Below are 16,324 nucleotides of genomic sequence, written 5' to 3'. Positions count from 1 at the left end.
AGCACCGGCACGTGCGGGAGTGGACCCGCACCGGACACCCGCCAAGGTCAGCGGGCAGCACTGTCGTACCCACATGCGAGAATCGCACCCATCAGGCAGACGGTAAGCCCTGACCCTCAGCCAACCAGCCGCGGTGAAAGATCGAGGCTAAGGGACGAAACATCGCACCGATCCTGGCCAAACCCAAAAGCAGGTAAAAAAGACTTAGAAGGTCAGCCAACACGTACCTCGCGATGATCTCTGGAGCAACACTACGATGAAACAAGCTGATCAAGACCCATTTGGCCAACCTGACGGAGCGATGGACGATGAAGGCGGACTCGTCCAATTGGACAAGCGATTCGGCGGCATTGCCCGTGACCCTCGAGACGCTCGGATTCGCGTCATCGTCGGGCCGCTCGGCTCCGGCAAGTCGCTATATTTGAGGCGGATGCAAGCTAGTCGAGTCGCAGATGCGAGTACCTACGCGCCAGAAATCCAGCGGAACGATGATTTGAGTACTGAACAAGTCGTAAAGTATCAAACTATGATGTCCAAAGGCATAAGTTCGACTGAACACTGGACCTTGCTTTGGCGGCGAGCAATATTCCGCTCTGCTTGGTCCTATTTACGAACTGTGGAATTCTTCACTAACAATATAGACCCGAAATCTAAGCTGGCACGACGTGGGCTCGATGCGATGGCAGACCTGATAGGCGCGCCGCCGACCGATCGTAGAGTATCCAGTCAGGTCTCACAAATTATCCTCTTTCACCAAGGCAGGAGGGAAATCAGCAAATATTTAAACGATGAGCGTTGGGAAGATGTAGAGAATTACATCTGCACGATCATGGCGAGTTCGCCGCCCCTATTCTTGCATGTCGACGACATAGATAAGAATTACGCGTGGGCTCCCTCCTACTGGACTCTCTGCCAGCGCGGCCTATTTGACGCGGTGATGCACCTTGCGCGTCATAACGTTCTCAGAACCAAGCTGCACGTAGTAGTAGCACTAAGAGACGTCACTCTCGCTACTGTAACTCAGGGTGAACATGGTCCCCGCTATTTCGAAGATACTCATATAAACCATCTATTGTGGTCGCAAGATTCCGCACGAAGCTTCCTAAGAACCAAAACGGAGCGGCTGTCTCGTTACGACAACTTCTCGCATGTGAAATCTGTCGCATCGTGGGTCGGGATGCCGTCAGTGACCAATGACAGGCCGACCGGCGACGTTGAAGACGTTGAATCCTATTTGTTACGGCACACGCGGCTTGTGCCACGTGACATCGTTATCCTCGGGAACTCACTCTGTAAGGCGCTCAATAGTAGAGTGCCGCTAGACGAAGCTCGGCTCAAAAAAGTAGTGTCTGAAGTGTCCCGCCTGATCGTATGGAGCCAACTAAGCGTTTGCGCCACACAGCTTATCAGCGAAAGCCCTGGCGATCAAGACTTTGCGTCGGCGAATGGAGGCAGTTCGCCGCTCGATGAGCCGCTCGTCAGTGGGAGCGTAACCATATTGCTCGAGGCGATTAGAGAAGTCGGTAGTGATCGGTTCGGGAAAGGTAAGGCAGCGACTCTGGACGAACGGGCACATGATGCGTTTCAAAGTACGTCTAAATTGACCGATATCCTTTGGCAACACAGGCTGTTGAGTTGGGTGGATCGAAGTGAAACGCTCCACTTCTTTCAGCCGCAAGAGTACTTTGGTAGGCACCGACTGCCGCGTGATTCGTCAGTACGTGCCTACCAGTGGCACTGCATGGTGCATGACATCGTGCCATCACTAAAAGTTCTGGCGCCTGTTTCCGCTTTTCCAGGGTGAAGGCTAGATGAAAAGGTGTTGAAGCCATGGCAATTGGTTGGATTGAGGAGATTGATCTCGACGATTGGGATTCCTTCAAGCGATTGGTAACATCGTGGGGACGTGATGGTACGTTCAAGGGTCAGCAGCGTGAAGCCGTGTACAGGGGTCAGCCTTTGGCGTCCCACCGGCTGTGCGCGAGTCTTGACCGGAGATTGAACAATGTCTCTCTACGCAGTCGGCGAGACTTACAGAAAAGGATGCGAGACTATGTGGTTGATCGCCGACCGCAGCTGTCGTCCTTATCCGACGATAGTGTGTACGCCTTGCTGCAGCATCATGGGGCTCCGACGCGATTGCTAGACTGGTCAACCAGACCCTATCAAGCCGCCTTCTTCGCGATGTCGTCGTCGCTAGAGGAACAGGCCGACGAAGACGATTGTGCCGTTTGGGCGCTCGACAGTGGCGCGGCGTGTTTCCGTATCGGAGAGGGTGGCGTTAAATTGCTGTATCCTTCTGAGCAGGAAAACACGCGAGCGATCGTTCAGCGCGGTGTCTTTACACTCAACGAGTCGTTACAGCCTGACATTGAGGGATACCTCGGACAACTTGAATCTTCGGGCCATGAAAAGCCTGTAGTCGTTCTAAAGAAGGCGCGGATTCCACGAAACGATTCTGAACTTGCCCTGTGGGATCTATCGGCGATGGGTATCGATTTTGAAAGCACTTACCCGGATCTTTCGGGCCTTGCGCGGGCATCGTATTCGAGGGCGCTGCTGGGGTCCCGGCGGGAGTTGTATTCGTAACATCCCGGCCGGTCGTGTCATGGACGTGGATCCCGTAAGGAAACATCATCTGAGTTGGCCTAAGGAGCTACGCGTAAAGATCGGCCCAACCATTTAATATCCCGAGCGTGTCGCGCACGGCCTTCACGCCAAGGCGCGTATGCTTCAGAGAGCGGCCGATCGCCGAAGAGACCTTTTCGACAGGCAACATGGACTGCAACATGGACTGCAGTTGGCTATCGACCAGTTCAAGTCCATCAAGCTGGCGAGCGAATGAACGAAGCTGCCCAGCCATATCGAACGTAGACGGCGGCAGGTCATCTCCCAGCCTCGCCATTCCAGCGAAAACTACGTCTAGCTCCTTTGCCTTTTCGTACATTTCGGCTCCGATCCGGCCGATTTCTTGAGAGGGGCCGGATAGCTTGTCAGCTACTCTAATCGACCATGCGAGGAACTGCTTCGGGGTGCCGTTTGTTGGCGGTGACTCAAGCTGCGTAGCACGACCCAAATTCTCGATCGCCGGCTTCAGTTCTTCAGCGAGACGTGCAACCTCCTGCGTCGCATCCTCGAATGAAACCATTAGGTCCGCGAGACCATCGCCGTCACCATCTTCATCGTCATTAATGACGCTGGGCGCAACCGTCTCGCCACCCTGTCCGCCTATGCTTTCGAGCGCCAGCGAAGCCTCAAACAGCCTCTCGTTGAGTTTTGTAGCTAATTCATCCATAGTGCGGCGCCACAGCGATGAATCAAAGCCCGCAAGGAACGCATCATAGATGTTGCGGTACTGCACCGACTCGACATAATCAACGATGAAGTCTCCCGAATTACGCCGAATTACCTCAGTGGAGATCGGTACTACTGGAATAATCAACCCCTCGACTCCGAGGTTCTTGGCTGCCGAGTGAAATGCTTCAAACTCTTCTCGGCAAGCAGCGCTTTCAAAGTAGTTTGCCGTTGCGATCGGCATGAACAACAGAGACCTACTTACCCGCGCTTGCAACTGCTCACGCCAGTTCTTACCCCAAACCAGTGCCGCATCGGTGAAGATGCTAAGCGATCGTCCGAACTTGGCTTGATAGAAGTTTTCTAGGCCAGCCTTGAGCGGACCGAGAATACCAAATGCTTCCTCATCCTTATGAGTGTAGCTGATGAACAAATCGACGGAAGGCTCGTCCACGTTCTCAGACATCTATATACCTCTTGTCGAATGTGCGATTAAGCGCGTCGTAGACAATCTAGACTATTCACTCAGAAGTCCCAGTCCTCGTCCTCCGTCGCCACGGCCTTGCCGATGACGTACGACGAACCGGAACCCGAGAAGAAGTCGTGGTTCTCGTCCGCGTTCGGGGACAGCGCCGAGAGGATCGCCGGGTTCACGTCGGTCACCGTGGACGGGAACATCGCCTCGTAGCCCAGGTTCATCAGCGCCTTGTTGGCGTTGTAGTGCAGGAACTTCTTGACGTCCTCAGAGAGACCAACCCCGTCATACAGAGCGTGCGTGTACTGGACCTCGTTCTCGTACAGCTCGAACAGCAGCTCGAAGGTATAGTCCTTCAGTTCCTGCCGCTTCTCTGCCGAGACGATCTCCAGGCCGCGCTGGTACTTGTAGCCGATGTAGTAGCCGTGGACGGCCTCGTCGCGGATGATCAGCCGGATCATGTCCGCCGTGTTCGTCAGCTTCGCCCGGGAGGACCAGTACATCGGCAGGTAGAAGCCCGAGTAGAACAGGAACGACTCCAGCAGGGTCGAGGCGACCTTGCGCTTGAGCGGCTCGTCCCCCTGGTAGTAGTTCATGACGATCTCGGCCTTGCGCTGGAGGTACTCGTTCTCCGTGGACCAGCGGAACGCCTCGTCGATCTCCTTCGTCGAGCACAGCGTCGAGAAGATCGACGAGTAGCTCTTCGCGTGCACCGACTCCATGAATGCGATGTTGGTGTACACCGCCTCCTCATGCGGGGTGATCGCGTCCGGGATCAGCGACACCGCCCCCACGGTCCCCTGGATGGTGTCCAGCAGCGTCAGGCCCGTGAACACCCGCATGGTCAGCTGCTGCTCGTCCGGCGTCAGCGTCGCCCACGACTGGATGTCGTTGGACACCGGCACCTTCTCGGGCAGCCAGAAGTTGTTGACCAGCCGGTTCCAGACCTCGACGTCCTTGTCGTCCTGGATCCGGTTCCAGTTGATCGCCTCGACATGGTCGACCAGCTTCAGCTTTTCGGGTGTCATCGCTTCATTCCTGACGGGAGGTGCTTGAGTATCGATCGGTAAGTTACCGGCTGGTAACTAAAGGGCACAGCTGACGCAACCCTCCACCTCGGTCCCCTCGAGGGCCAGCTGGCGCAGCCGGATGTAGTAGATCGTCTTGATCCCCTTGCGCCACGCGTAGATCTGCGCCTTGTTGATGTCCCGCGTGGAAGCCGTGTCCTTGAAGAACAGTGTCAGGGACAGGCCCTGGTCCACGTGCTGCGTCGCCGCCGCGTACGTGTCGATGATCTTCTCGTACCCGATCTCGTACGCGTCCTGGTAGTACTCCAGGTTGTCGTTCGTCAGGTACGGCGCCGGGTAGTAGACCCGCCCCAGCTTGCCTTCCTTGCGGATCTCGATCTTCGAGGCCACCGGGTGGATCGAGGACGTCGAGTTGTTGATGTAGCTGATCGACCCGGTCGGCGGCACGGCCTGCAGGTTCTGGTTGTAGATGCCGTGCTCCATGACCGACGCCTTCAGCTGGCGCCAGTCCTCCTGGGTGGGGATGTGCACGCCCGCGAAAAGCTCGCGAACGCGCGCCGTCGCCGGCTCCCACGACGCCTCGGTGTACTTGTCGAAGAAGACACCGGACGCGTACGTCGACTCGGCGAAGCCGCCGAACGCCGTCCCGTGCTCCATCGCCAGCAGGTTCGAGGCCCGCAGCGCGTGGAACAGCACCGTGTAGAAGTAGATGTTGGTGAAGTCCAGGCCCTCCTCGGACCCGTAGTGCACCCGCTCCCGCGCCAGATAGCCGTGCAGGTTCATCTGCCCGAGCCCGATGGCGTGCGAGGAAGCGTTGCCCTCCGCCACGGACGGCACCGACCCGATGTAGGACATGTCCGACACCGCGGACAGCGCCCGGATCGCCGTCTCGATCGACAGCCCGAAGTCCTTCGAGTCCATCGTCTTCGCGATGTTCATCGACCCCAGGTTGCAGGAGATGTCCTTGCCGACGGTCTCGTACGAGAGGTCCTCGGCGAGCACCGACGGCGCCGAGACCTGCAGGATTTCCGAGCACAGGTTGGACATGGTGATCTTGCCGGCGATCGGGTTCGCCCGGTTCACCGTGTCCTCGAACACGATGTACGGGTAGCCGGACTCGAACTGGATCTCCGCCAGGGTCTGGAAGAACTCCCGGGCGCTGATCTTCGTCTTCTTGATCCGCGCGTCGTCGACCATCTCGTCGTACTTCTCGCTGACGTTCACGTCGGAGAACGGGATGCCGTAGACCCGCTCGACGTCGTACGGGGAGAACAGGTACATGTCCTCGTTGCGCTTGGCCAGCTCGAACGTGATGTCCGGGATGACGACGCCGAGCGAGAGGGTCTTGATCCGGATCTTCTCGTCCGCGTTCTCCCGCTTGGTGTCCAGGAACCGGTAGATGTCCGGGTGGTGGGCGTGCAGGTAGACGGCGCCGGCCCCCTGCCGCGCCCCCAGCTGGTTGGCGTAGGAGAAGGAGTCCTCGAGCAGCTTCATCACGGGGATGACGCCGGAGGACTGGTTCTCGATCTGCTTGATCGGCGCGCCGTGCTCGCGGATGTTGGTCAGCGACAGGGCGACGCCGCCGCCGCGCTTGGACAGCTGCAGCGCCGAGTTCACCCCGCGGGCGATCGACTCCATGTTGTCCTCGATGCGCAGCAGGAAGCAGGAGACCAGCTCGCCGCGCTGGGCCTTGCCCGCGTTGAGGAACGTCGGGGTGGCCGGCTGGAACCGGCCGGCGATGATCTCGTCCACGAGGTGCTCGGCGAGGGCCTGGTCACCGCGGGCCAGCGCCATCGCGACCATGCACACCCGGTCCTCGAACCGCTCGAGGTACCGCTTGCCGTCGAACGTCTTCAGCGTGTACGAGGTGTAGTACTTGAACGCGCCGAGGAACGTCTCGAACCGGAACTTCTTCGCGTACGCCCGGTTGTAGAGGGAGCGAATGAAGTCCATCGGGTACTGGTCCAGCACCTCACGCTCGTAGTACTGGTGCTTGACCAGGTAGTCGAGCTTCTCCTCCAGGTCGTGGAAGAAGACGGTGTTGTTGTTCACGTGCTGCAGGAAGTACTGGTGCGCCGCCTCCCGGTCCGCCCCGAACTGGATCTTCCCGTCGGCGTCGTACAGGTTCAGCATCGCGTTCAGCTCGTGGTAGCCGAGGCCCTGGTACGCGGCGGGGAGCGTCGTGTCGTCGTGACCGACCTCGGGCACCGGGACGTCCCGCTCGTCCAATGGCGTCTCGGTGCGGGTCTCTCGTGACGCGACAGTGTTCAACGAAGTGAGGGTCGTGTCCACAACTCTTCCAATCCCTGGGTGACGGCGGCCACGTCGTCGGACGTGCCCATCAGTTCGAAGCGGTACAGGACGGGCACCCGGCACTTCGCGGCGATGATGTCCGCCGCCTCGCCGTAGTGCTCGCCGAAGTTCGTGTTGCCGGCGCCGATGACCCCGCGGATCAGGCGCCGGTTCTGCTCCTCGTTGAGGAACTTGATGACCTGCCGGGGAACCGCCCCGACGCGGGTGTTGCCGGCCCCGTAGGTGGGCACCACGAGCACGTACGGCTCGGTGACCAGCGGGGCCGGCTCGGCCGTGTGCAGCGGGAGACGGATGCCGTCGATCCCGAGCCGCTCCACGAACCGGGCCGTGTTGTTGGTGACCGAGGAGAAGTAGACCAGCGACCCCGCGGGCACCCGGGCATGGCCCGGGGCCTCGGCCTGCGCCCGGAACCGGGCGAAGTCGGCCGCCGTCAGCGTGGCACCGGCCGCGCTCATACGATCACCTCGAAGCGGTTCAGGCCACCGAGGAGGCGGAAACGCCCTGGGCGATGGTCGCGATCTTGTCCGGCCGGAAGCCCGACCATGAATCGTCGTCGGTCACGACGACGGGGGCCTGCAGGTAGCCCATCGCCTTCAGCTCCTCGAGGGCCTGCGGGTCCTGGGAGATGTCGACGCTCGAGTACACGACGCCCTTCTTGTCGAGCGCTCGGTACGTGGCGTTGCACTGCACGCACGCCGGCTTGGTGTAGACGGTGACCGCCATGGTCCCTCCCCTTCGCTTGCTGTCCCTCGGTGTATGTCGATACTACATCTAGTGCCCCGCGCGGGGAACGACCCCAAGATGATGTATCACAACCGTGTCATTCCGTGCACTGGGCGTCCACAGGCTCCGGGCGCGGAGCGGGCCCGGAATCCGCGGATCCGCGGCCCTGCCGATGGTCTTGTCCACACCCTGTGGGCGACGTTGTCCCCGGTGTCCACACCGGCGTGTCCCACCCGGTCCGCGTGTCGCGCGTGGTGGCTCCCGGCTGGTTGAGGGCTATATATAGGGAACGCTCGCGGGGCGCCGGGTATGCCCCGGATCGGGGACTCCCGGGCTCACTGCTCGACTCACCGCTGCCTCGGTTTCCTGATGCTCGCTCACCACTGCTTGCTCACCACTGCTGGCTCACCACTGCTTGGCGCCCGGCGGGGGCGCGTCCATGGTGGAGCGGTCGTCGCGGGGGCCGCCCGGGGCGCGGTCCTGGGCGGCGTCGCGCTGGCGCTGTTCCAGTTCCTGCTGCCGGGGGTCGGTGCCCGGCGCCGGGGTGGGAGTGCCCGACGGCGTGCCCGGGCCGGGTGAGGGCGTGCCCGGGGACGGGGCGCCGGACGGCGGCGGGGTGGGCTGGGCGGACGGGGGCGACGACGGCGGCGCCTGCTGCTTGTCCTGCAGCCGGTCCTGCGCCTGCCGCAGCTGCTGCCCGGAGTCCTGGGCCTGCCGGGGGTCGGCGAAACAGTCCGGTGGCGCTTCCCCGACCACCCGCTGCGCCTCCGCGTACAGGGGGCGGGCGTCGGCCGCGCGGCCCTGCCCGGTCAGCTCGTCGCCGCGTTTCTCGATGCTGAGCACGAGGTTGACCCGCACCGGGCAGTCGTTCACCCCGCCGCCGACCAGCTCGAGCGCCCGCGTGAACTCCGTCCGCGCGCTCTCCCAGTTCGCGCGCAGCACCTGCGCGTCCCCGGCGGCCAGGTGCGCCTTGTAGGGTTCGACGACGTTGACCACTCCGAGCCGGTCCGCGGCGCCACCGAGCCCGTTCGCATCCTGCCGCTCCCACGCGTCGACGGCCTGGCCGCCGAACAGCGGCAGACTGAGCAGTTTGGCGGCGATCAGCAGGACGAGGAGGACCACCGGCGCGGAGAACCAGAGCAGCCGGCGACGCACCCGCCGCCGGCCGACCTCCAGGTCCTCGGCGCTCAGCCAGCCGCCGTCGAGCGGGTCGGCCGGGCCGGTGCCGTCGCGCTCGTACAGGTCAGCGGAGCGCTCGTCAGCGGAGCGCGGATCAGCGGCGCGCATCGGGCACCTCCCGAACGCGTAGCACGCCGCCGGGTGTCCGCCGGCGGGGTGCCAGCCGGAGCAGGTCCGACCCGATCAGGTACAGCTCGCGGGTGACGATGCCGACCGCGGCGGCGGCGAGGATCCAGTACAGCTCGTACCGGCCGGCCACGGAGCCCGCCGCGGCGGCGAGCCGACCGGGGTCGGTGGCGGTCAGGGCGTTGGCGATCGGGTCTCCGGCGGAGCGGTGGGTGTAGGGCACGCCGAGCTGGCCGGCGACGGTCCGCAGTCGGTTCTCGTCGATCACGGACCGGGCGTCCACGGCCGGGGTGACCGACCGGTCCTGCACGTACGGGGAACTCTCCCCGGCGACGTAGCCCACGTTGGCCCGCATCCGGCCCCCGGTGGCGGTGCCGTACCCGAGCACCGCTCCCCCGTTGACCGCTCCGGACGGGACGGTGAACGGGAGCGGCGCCTGCCCGTCGGTCTGCTCGCCGTCGCCGAAATAGAACACGACGCGGGCCCGCTCGGGTTGCGCGGCCCGGGCCCGCTCCAGCTGCAGGGTGAGCAGGGGTGCGGCGATGGTCACCGAGCTGCCCCGCGAGTACGTGGTGACCTCGGGTCGGAGCACCTCCATGGCGGTGGTCACCGCCGTCGCGTCCCCGGTCAGGGGCAACCGGGTCAGGGCGGACGAGTCGAACGTGATCAGGGAGAACCGAGCCCCGGGCAGCGCCGCGACCAGCCGGCCCACGTCCTGCCGCACCCCCTCCAGCCGCGGTTTCGCTGCGGCGGCCGAACCACCGGGGCCGCCGGGGCTGGAGCTGGGGCCGGGGCCGGAAGGGCCGGGGCTGGCGCTCGCGCCGCCGGGGCTGGCGCTGGGGCCCGAACCGCCGGAGCCGGAGCCGGGGGTGCCGTAGTCCTCGGCGACGATCGAGGCGGTGGTGTCGACCAGGAAGAACACGTCCAGGTCCGCGCTGGCGTTCTGGCTGGTGCCAGCGCCCGGGATGCCCGGCCGGAACGCCGCCGTCACCACCAGCACGACCAGCCCGGCCCGCCACAGCCACGACCGGGCCAGGGGCGACCGGGTCGGGTCGGACGTCGGGCGCGATGTCGGGGACGACGCCGGGCTGGACGTCGGGCCCGACGCCGGGGCCGACGTCGTCGCGCTCGTCCGTTCGGCCCACCAGCGCCACACGCAGAAGCCGAGCAGGGCCAGCCCCGCGACCAGCAGGACCGGGACGGGCAGGACGGGCAACGTCGTCATCGGCGCAACCTCCAGGCCAGCGGCAGCAGCAGCGCCACCCCGAGCAGCGCGGCGACGAGGACTCCGTCGGGCCGGTCCCCCGCAACGGCCCGCGGCGCGGAGGTGAGAGCGGTGGCCTCCCGGGACTGCACCCGGGCGATGATCTGGGCAACGGCGTCATCGCCCGTGCCACTGTCGTCGATCGCGTAGTAGTCCCCGTTGGTCGACTCGACCGCCTGCTGCATCTGCGCGCCCGCCCGGTCCCGGCCCGAGCCGACCCCGAACTGGGCGGGATTGAGGCCGTACACCCGGATCCCGTCCCGCCCGGCCAGGCCCGCCGCCTCGGTGATCGTGTAGAGGGGCCGGCCGGCGAGCCGGTTGTCGGTGGAGAGGACGATCGACCGGGTCCGCGGCTGGCCCTTCTGGTCGAAGCTGTTCACGCAGGTGGCCAGGCCGTCCCCGATCAGGGAGGACCCGGTCCCGGTGAACGTGCCGGCGAAGAACTCGATGTCGGACGAGGAGAAGTCGAAGGCCCGGCCGGCGGTGGCCAACTGCTCGGCGACGAACTGGTAGTCGTCGGTCAGGGGGAAGACCTGCACGGCGGAACTGTTGAAGATGACCATCCCGATCCGCTCCCCGTTGAACCCGCGGGCCAGGCGCTCGAACACGTCCACCACCTCGGCGTTGAAGGAGAGCATCGACCCGGAGACGTCCATGCACAGGATGATGTCGCGGTTGCGCTTCTGCGGGTCCAGTGCCGAGATCGACGTCGGGCGGGCGGCCGCGACGGCGAGGGCGACGACGAGGCCGAGTACCAGGGCGAGCGCGGCGGCGAGGGTGATCCGGTACCGGCGCAGCGCCGCCGCGTAGCCGGGCAGCGCGGTCAGTCGTTCGCTGTGCGCGACGGGGACGGCGGCGGCCCGGCGTCGGCGGTGCCGCAGCAGCAGCCAGAGGACGACGCCGAGCACGACGGCGACGATCGGCAGCATCCACCCCTGGATCAGCGCCACGAGCCCACCACCTGCCGGGCGGCGTCGACGGCGCGGCGGGCGTCGGCGGCCTCGGGAACGCCGAACTCGGCCGGGTAGAGCACGGCGACGGCGTCCGCGACACCGGCGACCCCGGGGACGGCGGGGACTTGCGCGGCGCGGAGGTCGGCCAGGGTCATGGTGTGCGCGGAGACCCCGGAAGCCTGGTGCGCGAAGACCCGCACCAGGCGGCTGAGCCGCTGATGCGCCTGCCGGGCGGTCAGCTCCCCGCGCTCCGTGGCGGCGGCCACCGCGTCGATCCGCGCCAGGTACTCGGTTCGCAGGCCGGGCAGGTCGGCGGGCCCGGGCAGCTGCCACTTCCGCCGGGAGCGGCGGGTGCTGGCCAGCGCCCACACGTACCAGGCGACGACGGCGGCGAGCAGGCCCAGGCCGATCCACAGCCACACCGGGTCGTACGGGATCGGGCCGTAGAAACGGCCACCGTCGTTCATGGAGCATCACCGCGCACGGCGGTGGCTCTCCAGGAGGGCGAACATGGCGGGGACGACCTCGGCCGTCGCGCCGACCCGCTGGTGGGCGATCCCGAGCGACCGCAGCGCCGCGGTCGTGTTCTCCCGCAAGGTGGCCGTGGCCTCCCGGTACTGGCGGGCGAGCCGCCGGTCGCGGCGCAGGGACTCGGGCAGCCAGTCGTCGGTGGCGACGTCGACCATCGCGTCGTGTCCAGGACCGCCGTGCCCAGCACCGCCGTGTCCGACAGCCACGTGTCCCAGCAGGTCGGCGTCCTCGACGGTCAGCCAGAGGATCTCGTGCTGGACACGGAGACGGCGCAACAGGTCGACGGTGTCCGGGCCCAGGGCGGCCTCGTCGGCGACGACGAACAGCAGCATCCGCCGGCCCGTGGACTCGGCGACGTAGCGCAGCAGGCCGTTGAGGTTGCTCGCGGGCCCGTCGAGCGTGGTGGACCGGTGCACCTCCTGCAGCAACCGCTCCAGGTGCGGTTCGCCCGCCCGCAGCGGCAGGCTGCTGCCGCCGTCGTCGTCGGCCCGGGCCAGACCCACCAGGTCCGCGTGCCGGCTGGCGAGGTAGCCCATCACCCCGAAGGCCATGATGGCGACGTCGAGCTTGGCCTCCCCGCTGCGGGTCACCGCGGACATGTTCCGGCCCGTGTCGGCGACCAGCAGGACCAGCTGCTTGCGCACCGCGACGTACCGTTTGACCAAGGTGGTGCCCTGCCGGGCGGTGGCCTTCCAGTCGATATCGCGGACCTCGTCGCCGGCCACGTAGGTGCGCAGGTCCTCGAAGTCGAGGCTGCGGCCCTTGAATACCGAGGCGTACTCACCGTCGAGCAGGCCCCGGGTGCGCCGGTGCAGGTGGACGAACATCGACGACTTCACCCGGGTCAGCAGGGTCTCGGCCATGATGCTCTCTCGGTCCGGTTCTCGTCAGGAGCGGTGGTCAGCGGCGTTGGGTCAGGGGGTCCGGACGGCGGCGACGACGGCGTCGATGATGGTCTCCACCGGCACCCCCTGGGCGACGGCCTCGAAACCGAGGATGAGCCGGTGCCGCAGCACCCGGTGGGCGAGGGACTTCACGTCCTCGGGCAGCACGTGGTCGCGCCGGTCCAGCAGGGCGACGGCCCGGGCGGCCTGGGCGAACGCGATGCTGGCGCGGGGGCTGGCGCCGAACTCGATGTACCGGGCCAGCTGCGGGTCGATGTACTGAGCGGCGTTGCGGGTGACGTAGACCAGCCCGACGATGTACTCCCCGATGGTCCGGTCCAGGTAGACCTGCCGGGCGGTGGCCTGCACGGCCTGCACGTCGTGCAGCTCGACCACCGGGGGGTCCGTGCGGTCGAGGTCGTAGACGCCGGCGTCGATGCGGCGCAGCATCTCGGACTCCTCGACCGGCGTCGGGTAGTCGAGCACGTCCTTGAGCATGAACCGGTCCATCTGCGCCTCGGGCAGCTGGTACGTGCCCTCCTGCTCGATGGGGTTCTGCGTGGCCAGGACCAGGAACGGCTCGGGCAGCGGGTACTCGGTGCCGCCGATCGTCGTCTGCCGCTCCTGCATGGCCTCGAGCATCGCGCTCTGCGTCTTGGCGCTGGACCGGTTGATCTCGTCCAGCAGCACCACGTTGGCGTGCACGGGCCCGAGCTGGGTGACGAACGCGGCCTTCGCGGCGTCGTAGATCTGGGTGCCGACGATGTCGGAGGGCAGCAGGTCCGGGGTGCACTGGATGCGCCGGAACGTGCCGTTGACGGCGGCGGCCAGGGTGGTCGCGGCGGTGGTCTTGGCCAGGCCGGGGACGCTCTCGAGCAGGACGTGGCCGCCGGTGAGCAGGGCGACCAGCAGGGTCTCGCGCAGCCGCTGCTGGCCGACGACCTTCGCGTCGTAGGCGCCGGCGACGGCGGAGAGGGACCGGTCGGCGGCGGCCATCGTCTCGGCGTCGATGGTGCTCGGCCGAAGGGACGCGTTCGCGGACTGGCTCACGGGTCAGCTCCTGCTCCGTCGTGGTTCGTGCGGTCAGCCTACCGGGCCGGAGGTGAGTCCCGTCCGGGCTCTGGTCGGCGGACTTCCGCGGGCGTAGGCTCGGCCTCCTCAGTCAGGGCATCCTCATCGAGGAGGACGTGATGGCCGACGGCGCGAAGACCTTCCAGACGACCGGGGCGGCGTACGACGGCTTCATGGGCCGCTACTCGCGTGTCCTCGCGGCACCATTCGCGGACGCGGCGGGCGTGACCGCCGGTCAGACCGCGATCGACGTCGGGTGCGGGCCCGGCGCCCTGACCGCCGAACTGGTCGACCGCCTCGGGGCCGCGGCGGTGCGGGCATTCGATCCCTCCCCCGCCTTCGTCGCCGAGTGCGCCGCCCGGAACCCCGGGGTCGACGTCCGGTCCGGGACCGCCGAACGGATGCCGTGCGACGACGCGTCCGCGGACGTCGCGCTCGCCCAGCTCGTCATGCACTTCGTCGGGGAGCCGGAGGCGGCGATGGCCGAGTTCCGGCGCGTGCTGCGGCCCGGCGGGACCGTGGCCGCATGCGTGTGGGACTTCGCCCAGGGCATGGAGATGCTGCGGCTGTTCTGGGACGCGGCCCTGGCCGTCGACCCGGACGCCCCGGACGAGGCGCGCACCCTCCGGTTCGGGCGCGAGGGCGAACTGACCGACCTGTTCACGACCGCCGGACTCGTCGACGTCGCCGAGACCACCCTGGAGGTGTCCTCCGAGTACCGGGACCTGGAGGAACTGTGGTCCGGGTTCGAGGCCGGGATCGGTCCGGCCGGGGCCTACCTGGTCAGACTGCCGGACACGCTGCGGTCCGCCATGCGCGAGGAGTTCGCGGATCGGCTCCGTGCCCGGGTCGGCGGGACGGACGGACCGTTCGCGCTGGAGGGGACGGCGCGCTGCGCGACTGGCTGCACGCCGGGCTGACGCCGAAGTCGGCGCCGGGCCTGCACGCTCGTCCGGATCCCTCGAGCCGAGCGTCGTCGTCGGGCGCGGGCGCGGGCGTCGGTGGCGCCGGGCGTCAGGCCTCAGGCGCCGTCGTCGGTGGCGCTGGGCGTCAGGCCCGGTCGCCGGGGTCCGGATCCAGCAGGCCGGCGCCGGCGAGCTGGACGGCCAGCCCACGCCCGTCGGGCCCGGTGATCCACTGGACTCCGTTCGCCTGGGGCCGCGGTTCGCGGTCCAGACCGCCGGCGAGGACCGCCTCCGAGACGGAGAGCTCGCGGATGCACACGGCGGCGACGTTCTGCGGGTAGCGGCGGGCGAACTCGCCGTAGATGGCAGGGTCGTGCTGCCCGTCGTCGCCGATCAGAATCCACTTGACATGCGGGAACTCCTCGGCCAGCCGGCGCAGACTGTCGACCTTGTGCTGCATTCCGCTGCGGAACCAGCGCTCGTGGGTGGGTCCCCAGTCGGTCAGCAGCAGCGGCCCGTGCGGGTAGAGGTTGCTGCTGAGGAACCGGCGCAGCGTCGGGGCCACGTTCCAGGCCCCGGTGGAGAGGTAGAGGAACGCGGCGCCGCGGTACTGCCGGTGCAGCCGTTCGTAGAGCACCGCCATGCCGGGGGTGGGGGTGCGGGCGTGCTCGTCGAGGACGAACGTGTTCCAGGCGGCGAGCATCGGCCGGGGCAGGGCGGTGACCATGACGGTGTCGTCGATGTCAGAGACGATGCCGATCCGCTGCTCGTCGGCGACGACGTGCACCTGCGCGGTCTGCGGTTTCGAGCCCTCGGTGGACAGTTCGATGGTGTGCCAGCCCGGCGGCAGGTCGATGTCCACGGCGACGTCGACGACGCCCCCGTGATCCGCGGTGACCTGCACCTCGGCGTCGCCGATCCGGACGGTGACGACGGCGTCGGCGATGGGGATGCTGAGGAAGGACCGCCAGCCGCGGACGTTGAGCACGTCCTCACCGGTCAGGCGGTCCAGGATCCGTTCCCGGGTCATCACGGCGCGGCCGAGCACCCGGATCCACGACGTGGTGCCGTAGCCGGTGGACGCGACGACGGTGGGCATGAAGTTCCGCCGCCGAGCGCGACTCTCCCGCCAGGCGTGGACCCGTTCTTCCACCCGGTAGGCGATGTTGGTGGCCTGCTCGCGGGCCTCGCTCAGCAGATCCTGGGCGTCGGGATACCGCTCGGGGGCGGTCCGCCGCCCGAGACGACGTCGCCGGGGGGTGGTCGTCTCGGGCTCTTGGGGCATCCGCCCAGCTTACCGACTCGCCGTCGGCGGGCGGGTTCGGCTGGCGGGTGGGGTTCGGTCGGTCGGCCGGGCGGTGGCTTTCGGTGCCGGCCGCCCTCCTCCTTGCGCCCTCCCCTTGCGCCCTCCCCTTGCGCCGAGTGGACGGATAACGCACTCCTGACGGCCTCCCCTTGCGCCCTCCCCTGACGCCGAGTGGACGGATAACGCACTCCTGACGGCCGAATCGGTGCGTGATCCGTACTTTCGGCGGTGCCGAGGCGCGGTTCCGGTGGCGGATGGTGGCGGCTCCGGCG

The 16,324-nt window shown here is 66.6% G+C and carries 15 protein-coding genes; 3 read left to right on the top strand and 12 right to left on the bottom strand.

What is annotated here, in order from left to right:
• Positions 1 to 256: 256 nt before the first annotated feature.
• A complete protein-coding gene (locus BKD30_RS15830) occupies positions 257 to 1,804 on the top strand; it encodes a P-loop ATPase, Sll1717 family (RefSeq protein WP_143588092.1) in 1,548 nt (515 codons plus the stop codon).
• A gap of 26 nt (positions 1,805 to 1,830) precedes the next feature.
• Positions 1,831 to 2,589 carry an FRG domain-containing protein gene (locus BKD30_RS06745; protein WP_076703401.1) on the top strand — a complete coding sequence of 253 codons (759 nt, stop codon included), beginning with the start codon at positions 1,831 to 1,833 and terminating at the stop codon, positions 2,587 to 2,589.
• A gap of 67 nt (positions 2,590 to 2,656) precedes the next feature.
• Here BKD30_RS06745 and BKD30_RS06740 read toward each other — a convergent pair whose 3' ends face one another.
• From BKD30_RS06740 to BKD30_RS06690, 11 genes are all read right to left on the bottom strand, one after another.
• Entirely contained in the window at positions 2,657 to 3,760 is a 1,104-nt protein-coding gene (locus BKD30_RS06740; protein WP_076703399.1) for a toll/interleukin-1 receptor domain-containing protein, read from the bottom strand.
• A gap of 59 nt (positions 3,761 to 3,819) precedes the next feature.
• The gene (nrdF, locus tag BKD30_RS06735; RefSeq protein ID WP_076703398.1) at positions 3,820 to 4,797 is read right to left on the bottom strand and encodes a class 1b ribonucleoside-diphosphate reductase subunit beta; all 978 of its coding nucleotides are present in this window, start codon (positions 4,795 to 4,797) and stop codon (positions 3,820 to 3,822) included.
• Between the two features lie 57 nt (positions 4,798 to 4,854).
• Positions 4,855 to 7,005 carry a class 1b ribonucleoside-diphosphate reductase subunit alpha gene (gene nrdE, locus BKD30_RS06730; protein ID WP_076703416.1) on the bottom strand — a complete coding sequence of 717 codons (2,151 nt, stop codon included), beginning with the start codon at positions 7,003 to 7,005 and terminating at the stop codon, positions 4,855 to 4,857.
• 59 nt (positions 7,006 to 7,064) lie between these two features.
• Positions 7,065 to 7,565 (bottom strand): class Ib ribonucleoside-diphosphate reductase assembly flavoprotein NrdI, encoded by a 501-nt coding sequence (nrdI, locus tag BKD30_RS06725; protein ID WP_083956084.1) that lies wholly within the window; start codon positions 7,563 to 7,565, stop codon positions 7,065 to 7,067.
• 19 nt (positions 7,566 to 7,584) lie between these two features.
• Entirely contained in the window at positions 7,585 to 7,833 is a 249-nt protein-coding gene (gene nrdH, locus BKD30_RS06720; RefSeq protein ID WP_076703396.1) for a glutaredoxin-like protein NrdH, read from the bottom strand.
• A 405-nt stretch (positions 7,834 to 8,238) separates the two neighbouring features.
• Positions 8,239 to 9,120 carry a hypothetical protein gene (locus tag BKD30_RS06715; protein WP_076703394.1) on the bottom strand — a complete coding sequence of 294 codons (882 nt, stop codon included), beginning with the start codon at positions 9,118 to 9,120 and terminating at the stop codon, positions 8,239 to 8,241.
• Positions 9,107 to 10,363 (bottom strand): VWA domain-containing protein, encoded by a 1,257-nt coding sequence (locus BKD30_RS06710; protein ID WP_076703392.1) that lies wholly within the window; start codon positions 10,361 to 10,363, stop codon positions 9,107 to 9,109. The genes BKD30_RS06715 and BKD30_RS06710 overlap by 14 nt, the downstream gene beginning before the upstream one ends.
• On the bottom strand, positions 10,360 to 11,352 hold the full coding sequence (locus BKD30_RS06705; RefSeq protein WP_235861539.1) for a vWA domain-containing protein: 993 nt from the start codon (positions 11,350 to 11,352) through the stop codon (positions 10,360 to 10,362). Before BKD30_RS06705 ends, BKD30_RS06710 begins: the two co-directional genes overlap by 4 nt.
• The gene (locus tag BKD30_RS06700; RefSeq protein ID WP_076703390.1) at positions 11,343 to 11,822 is read right to left on the bottom strand and encodes a hypothetical protein; all 480 of its coding nucleotides are present in this window, start codon (positions 11,820 to 11,822) and stop codon (positions 11,343 to 11,345) included. Before BKD30_RS06700 ends, BKD30_RS06705 begins: the two co-directional genes overlap by 10 nt.
• A 6-nt stretch (positions 11,823 to 11,828) precedes the next feature.
• Positions 11,829 to 12,749, bottom strand: a complete 921-nt coding sequence (locus tag BKD30_RS06695) for a DUF58 domain-containing protein (RefSeq protein WP_076703388.1) — start codon at positions 12,747 to 12,749, stop codon at positions 11,829 to 11,831.
• Between the two features lie 51 nt (positions 12,750 to 12,800).
• Positions 12,801 to 13,766, bottom strand: a complete 966-nt coding sequence (locus tag BKD30_RS06690; RefSeq protein WP_076703411.1) for an AAA family ATPase — start codon at positions 13,764 to 13,766, stop codon at positions 12,801 to 12,803.
• 194 nt (positions 13,767 to 13,960) lie between these two features.
• Between BKD30_RS06690 and BKD30_RS06685 the strand changes: the two genes are divergently transcribed.
• Complete coding sequence (locus BKD30_RS06685; protein ID WP_076703387.1) at positions 13,961 to 14,761, top strand: class I SAM-dependent methyltransferase; 801 nt, start codon at positions 13,961 to 13,963, stop codon at positions 14,759 to 14,761.
• A gap of 130 nt (positions 14,762 to 14,891) precedes the next feature.
• On the opposite strand, the gene BKD30_RS06680 is transcribed toward BKD30_RS06685, so the two are convergent.
• The gene (locus BKD30_RS06680; protein ID WP_083956083.1) at positions 14,892 to 16,031 is read right to left on the bottom strand and encodes an App1 family protein; all 1,140 of its coding nucleotides are present in this window, start codon (positions 16,029 to 16,031) and stop codon (positions 14,892 to 14,894) included.
• Positions 16,032 to 16,324: the final 293 nt, after the last annotated feature.

Origin of the sequence: Tersicoccus phoenicis, assembly GCF_001968835.1 — a bacterium.
GTDB classification, from domain to species: domain Bacteria; phylum Actinomycetota; class Actinomycetes; order Actinomycetales; family Micrococcaceae; genus Tersicoccus; species Tersicoccus phoenicis.
This window is presented reverse-complemented; position numbering and strand designations above follow the sequence as displayed.

Excerpts from the sequence above, each read along its gene's own strand:
- BKD30_RS06715 (WP_076703394.1), bottom strand. The coding sequence starts at position 9,120 with ATGCGCGCCGCTGATCCGCGCTCCGCTGACGAGCGCTCCGCTGACCTG.
- BKD30_RS06710 (WP_076703392.1), bottom strand. The coding sequence starts at position 10,363 with ATGACGACGTTGCCCGTCCTGCCCGTCCCGGTCCTGCTGGTCGCGGGG.
- BKD30_RS06680 (WP_083956083.1), bottom strand. The coding sequence starts at position 16,031 with ATGCCCCAAGAGCCCGAGACGACCACCCCCCGGCGACGTCGTCTCGGG.
- nrdF (WP_076703398.1), bottom strand. The coding sequence starts at position 4,797 with ATGACACCCGAAAAGCTGAAGCTGGTCGACCATGTCGAGGCGATCAAC.
- BKD30_RS06700 (WP_076703390.1), bottom strand. The coding sequence starts at position 11,822 with ATGAACGACGGTGGCCGTTTCTACGGCCCGATCCCGTACGACCCGGTG.
- nrdH (WP_076703396.1), bottom strand. The coding sequence starts at position 7,833 with ATGGCGGTCACCGTCTACACCAAGCCGGCGTGCGTGCAGTGCAACGCC.
- BKD30_RS06685 (WP_076703387.1), top strand. The coding sequence starts at position 13,961 with ATGGCCGACGGCGCGAAGACCTTCCAGACGACCGGGGCGGCGTACGAC.
- BKD30_RS06745 (WP_076703401.1), top strand. The coding sequence starts at position 1,831 with ATGGCAATTGGTTGGATTGAGGAGATTGATCTCGACGATTGGGATTCC.
- BKD30_RS06690 (WP_076703411.1), bottom strand. The coding sequence starts at position 13,766 with ATGGCCGCCGCCGACCGGTCCCTCTCCGCCGTCGCCGGCGCCTACGAC.
- BKD30_RS15830 (WP_143588092.1), top strand. The coding sequence starts at position 257 with ATGAAACAAGCTGATCAAGACCCATTTGGCCAACCTGACGGAGCGATG.
- BKD30_RS06695 (WP_076703388.1), bottom strand. The coding sequence starts at position 12,749 with ATGGCCGAGACCCTGCTGACCCGGGTGAAGTCGTCGATGTTCGTCCAC.
- nrdI (WP_083956084.1), bottom strand. The coding sequence starts at position 7,565 with ATGAGCGCGGCCGGTGCCACGCTGACGGCGGCCGACTTCGCCCGGTTC.
- BKD30_RS06740 (WP_076703399.1), bottom strand. The coding sequence starts at position 3,760 with ATGTCTGAGAACGTGGACGAGCCTTCCGTCGATTTGTTCATCAGCTAC.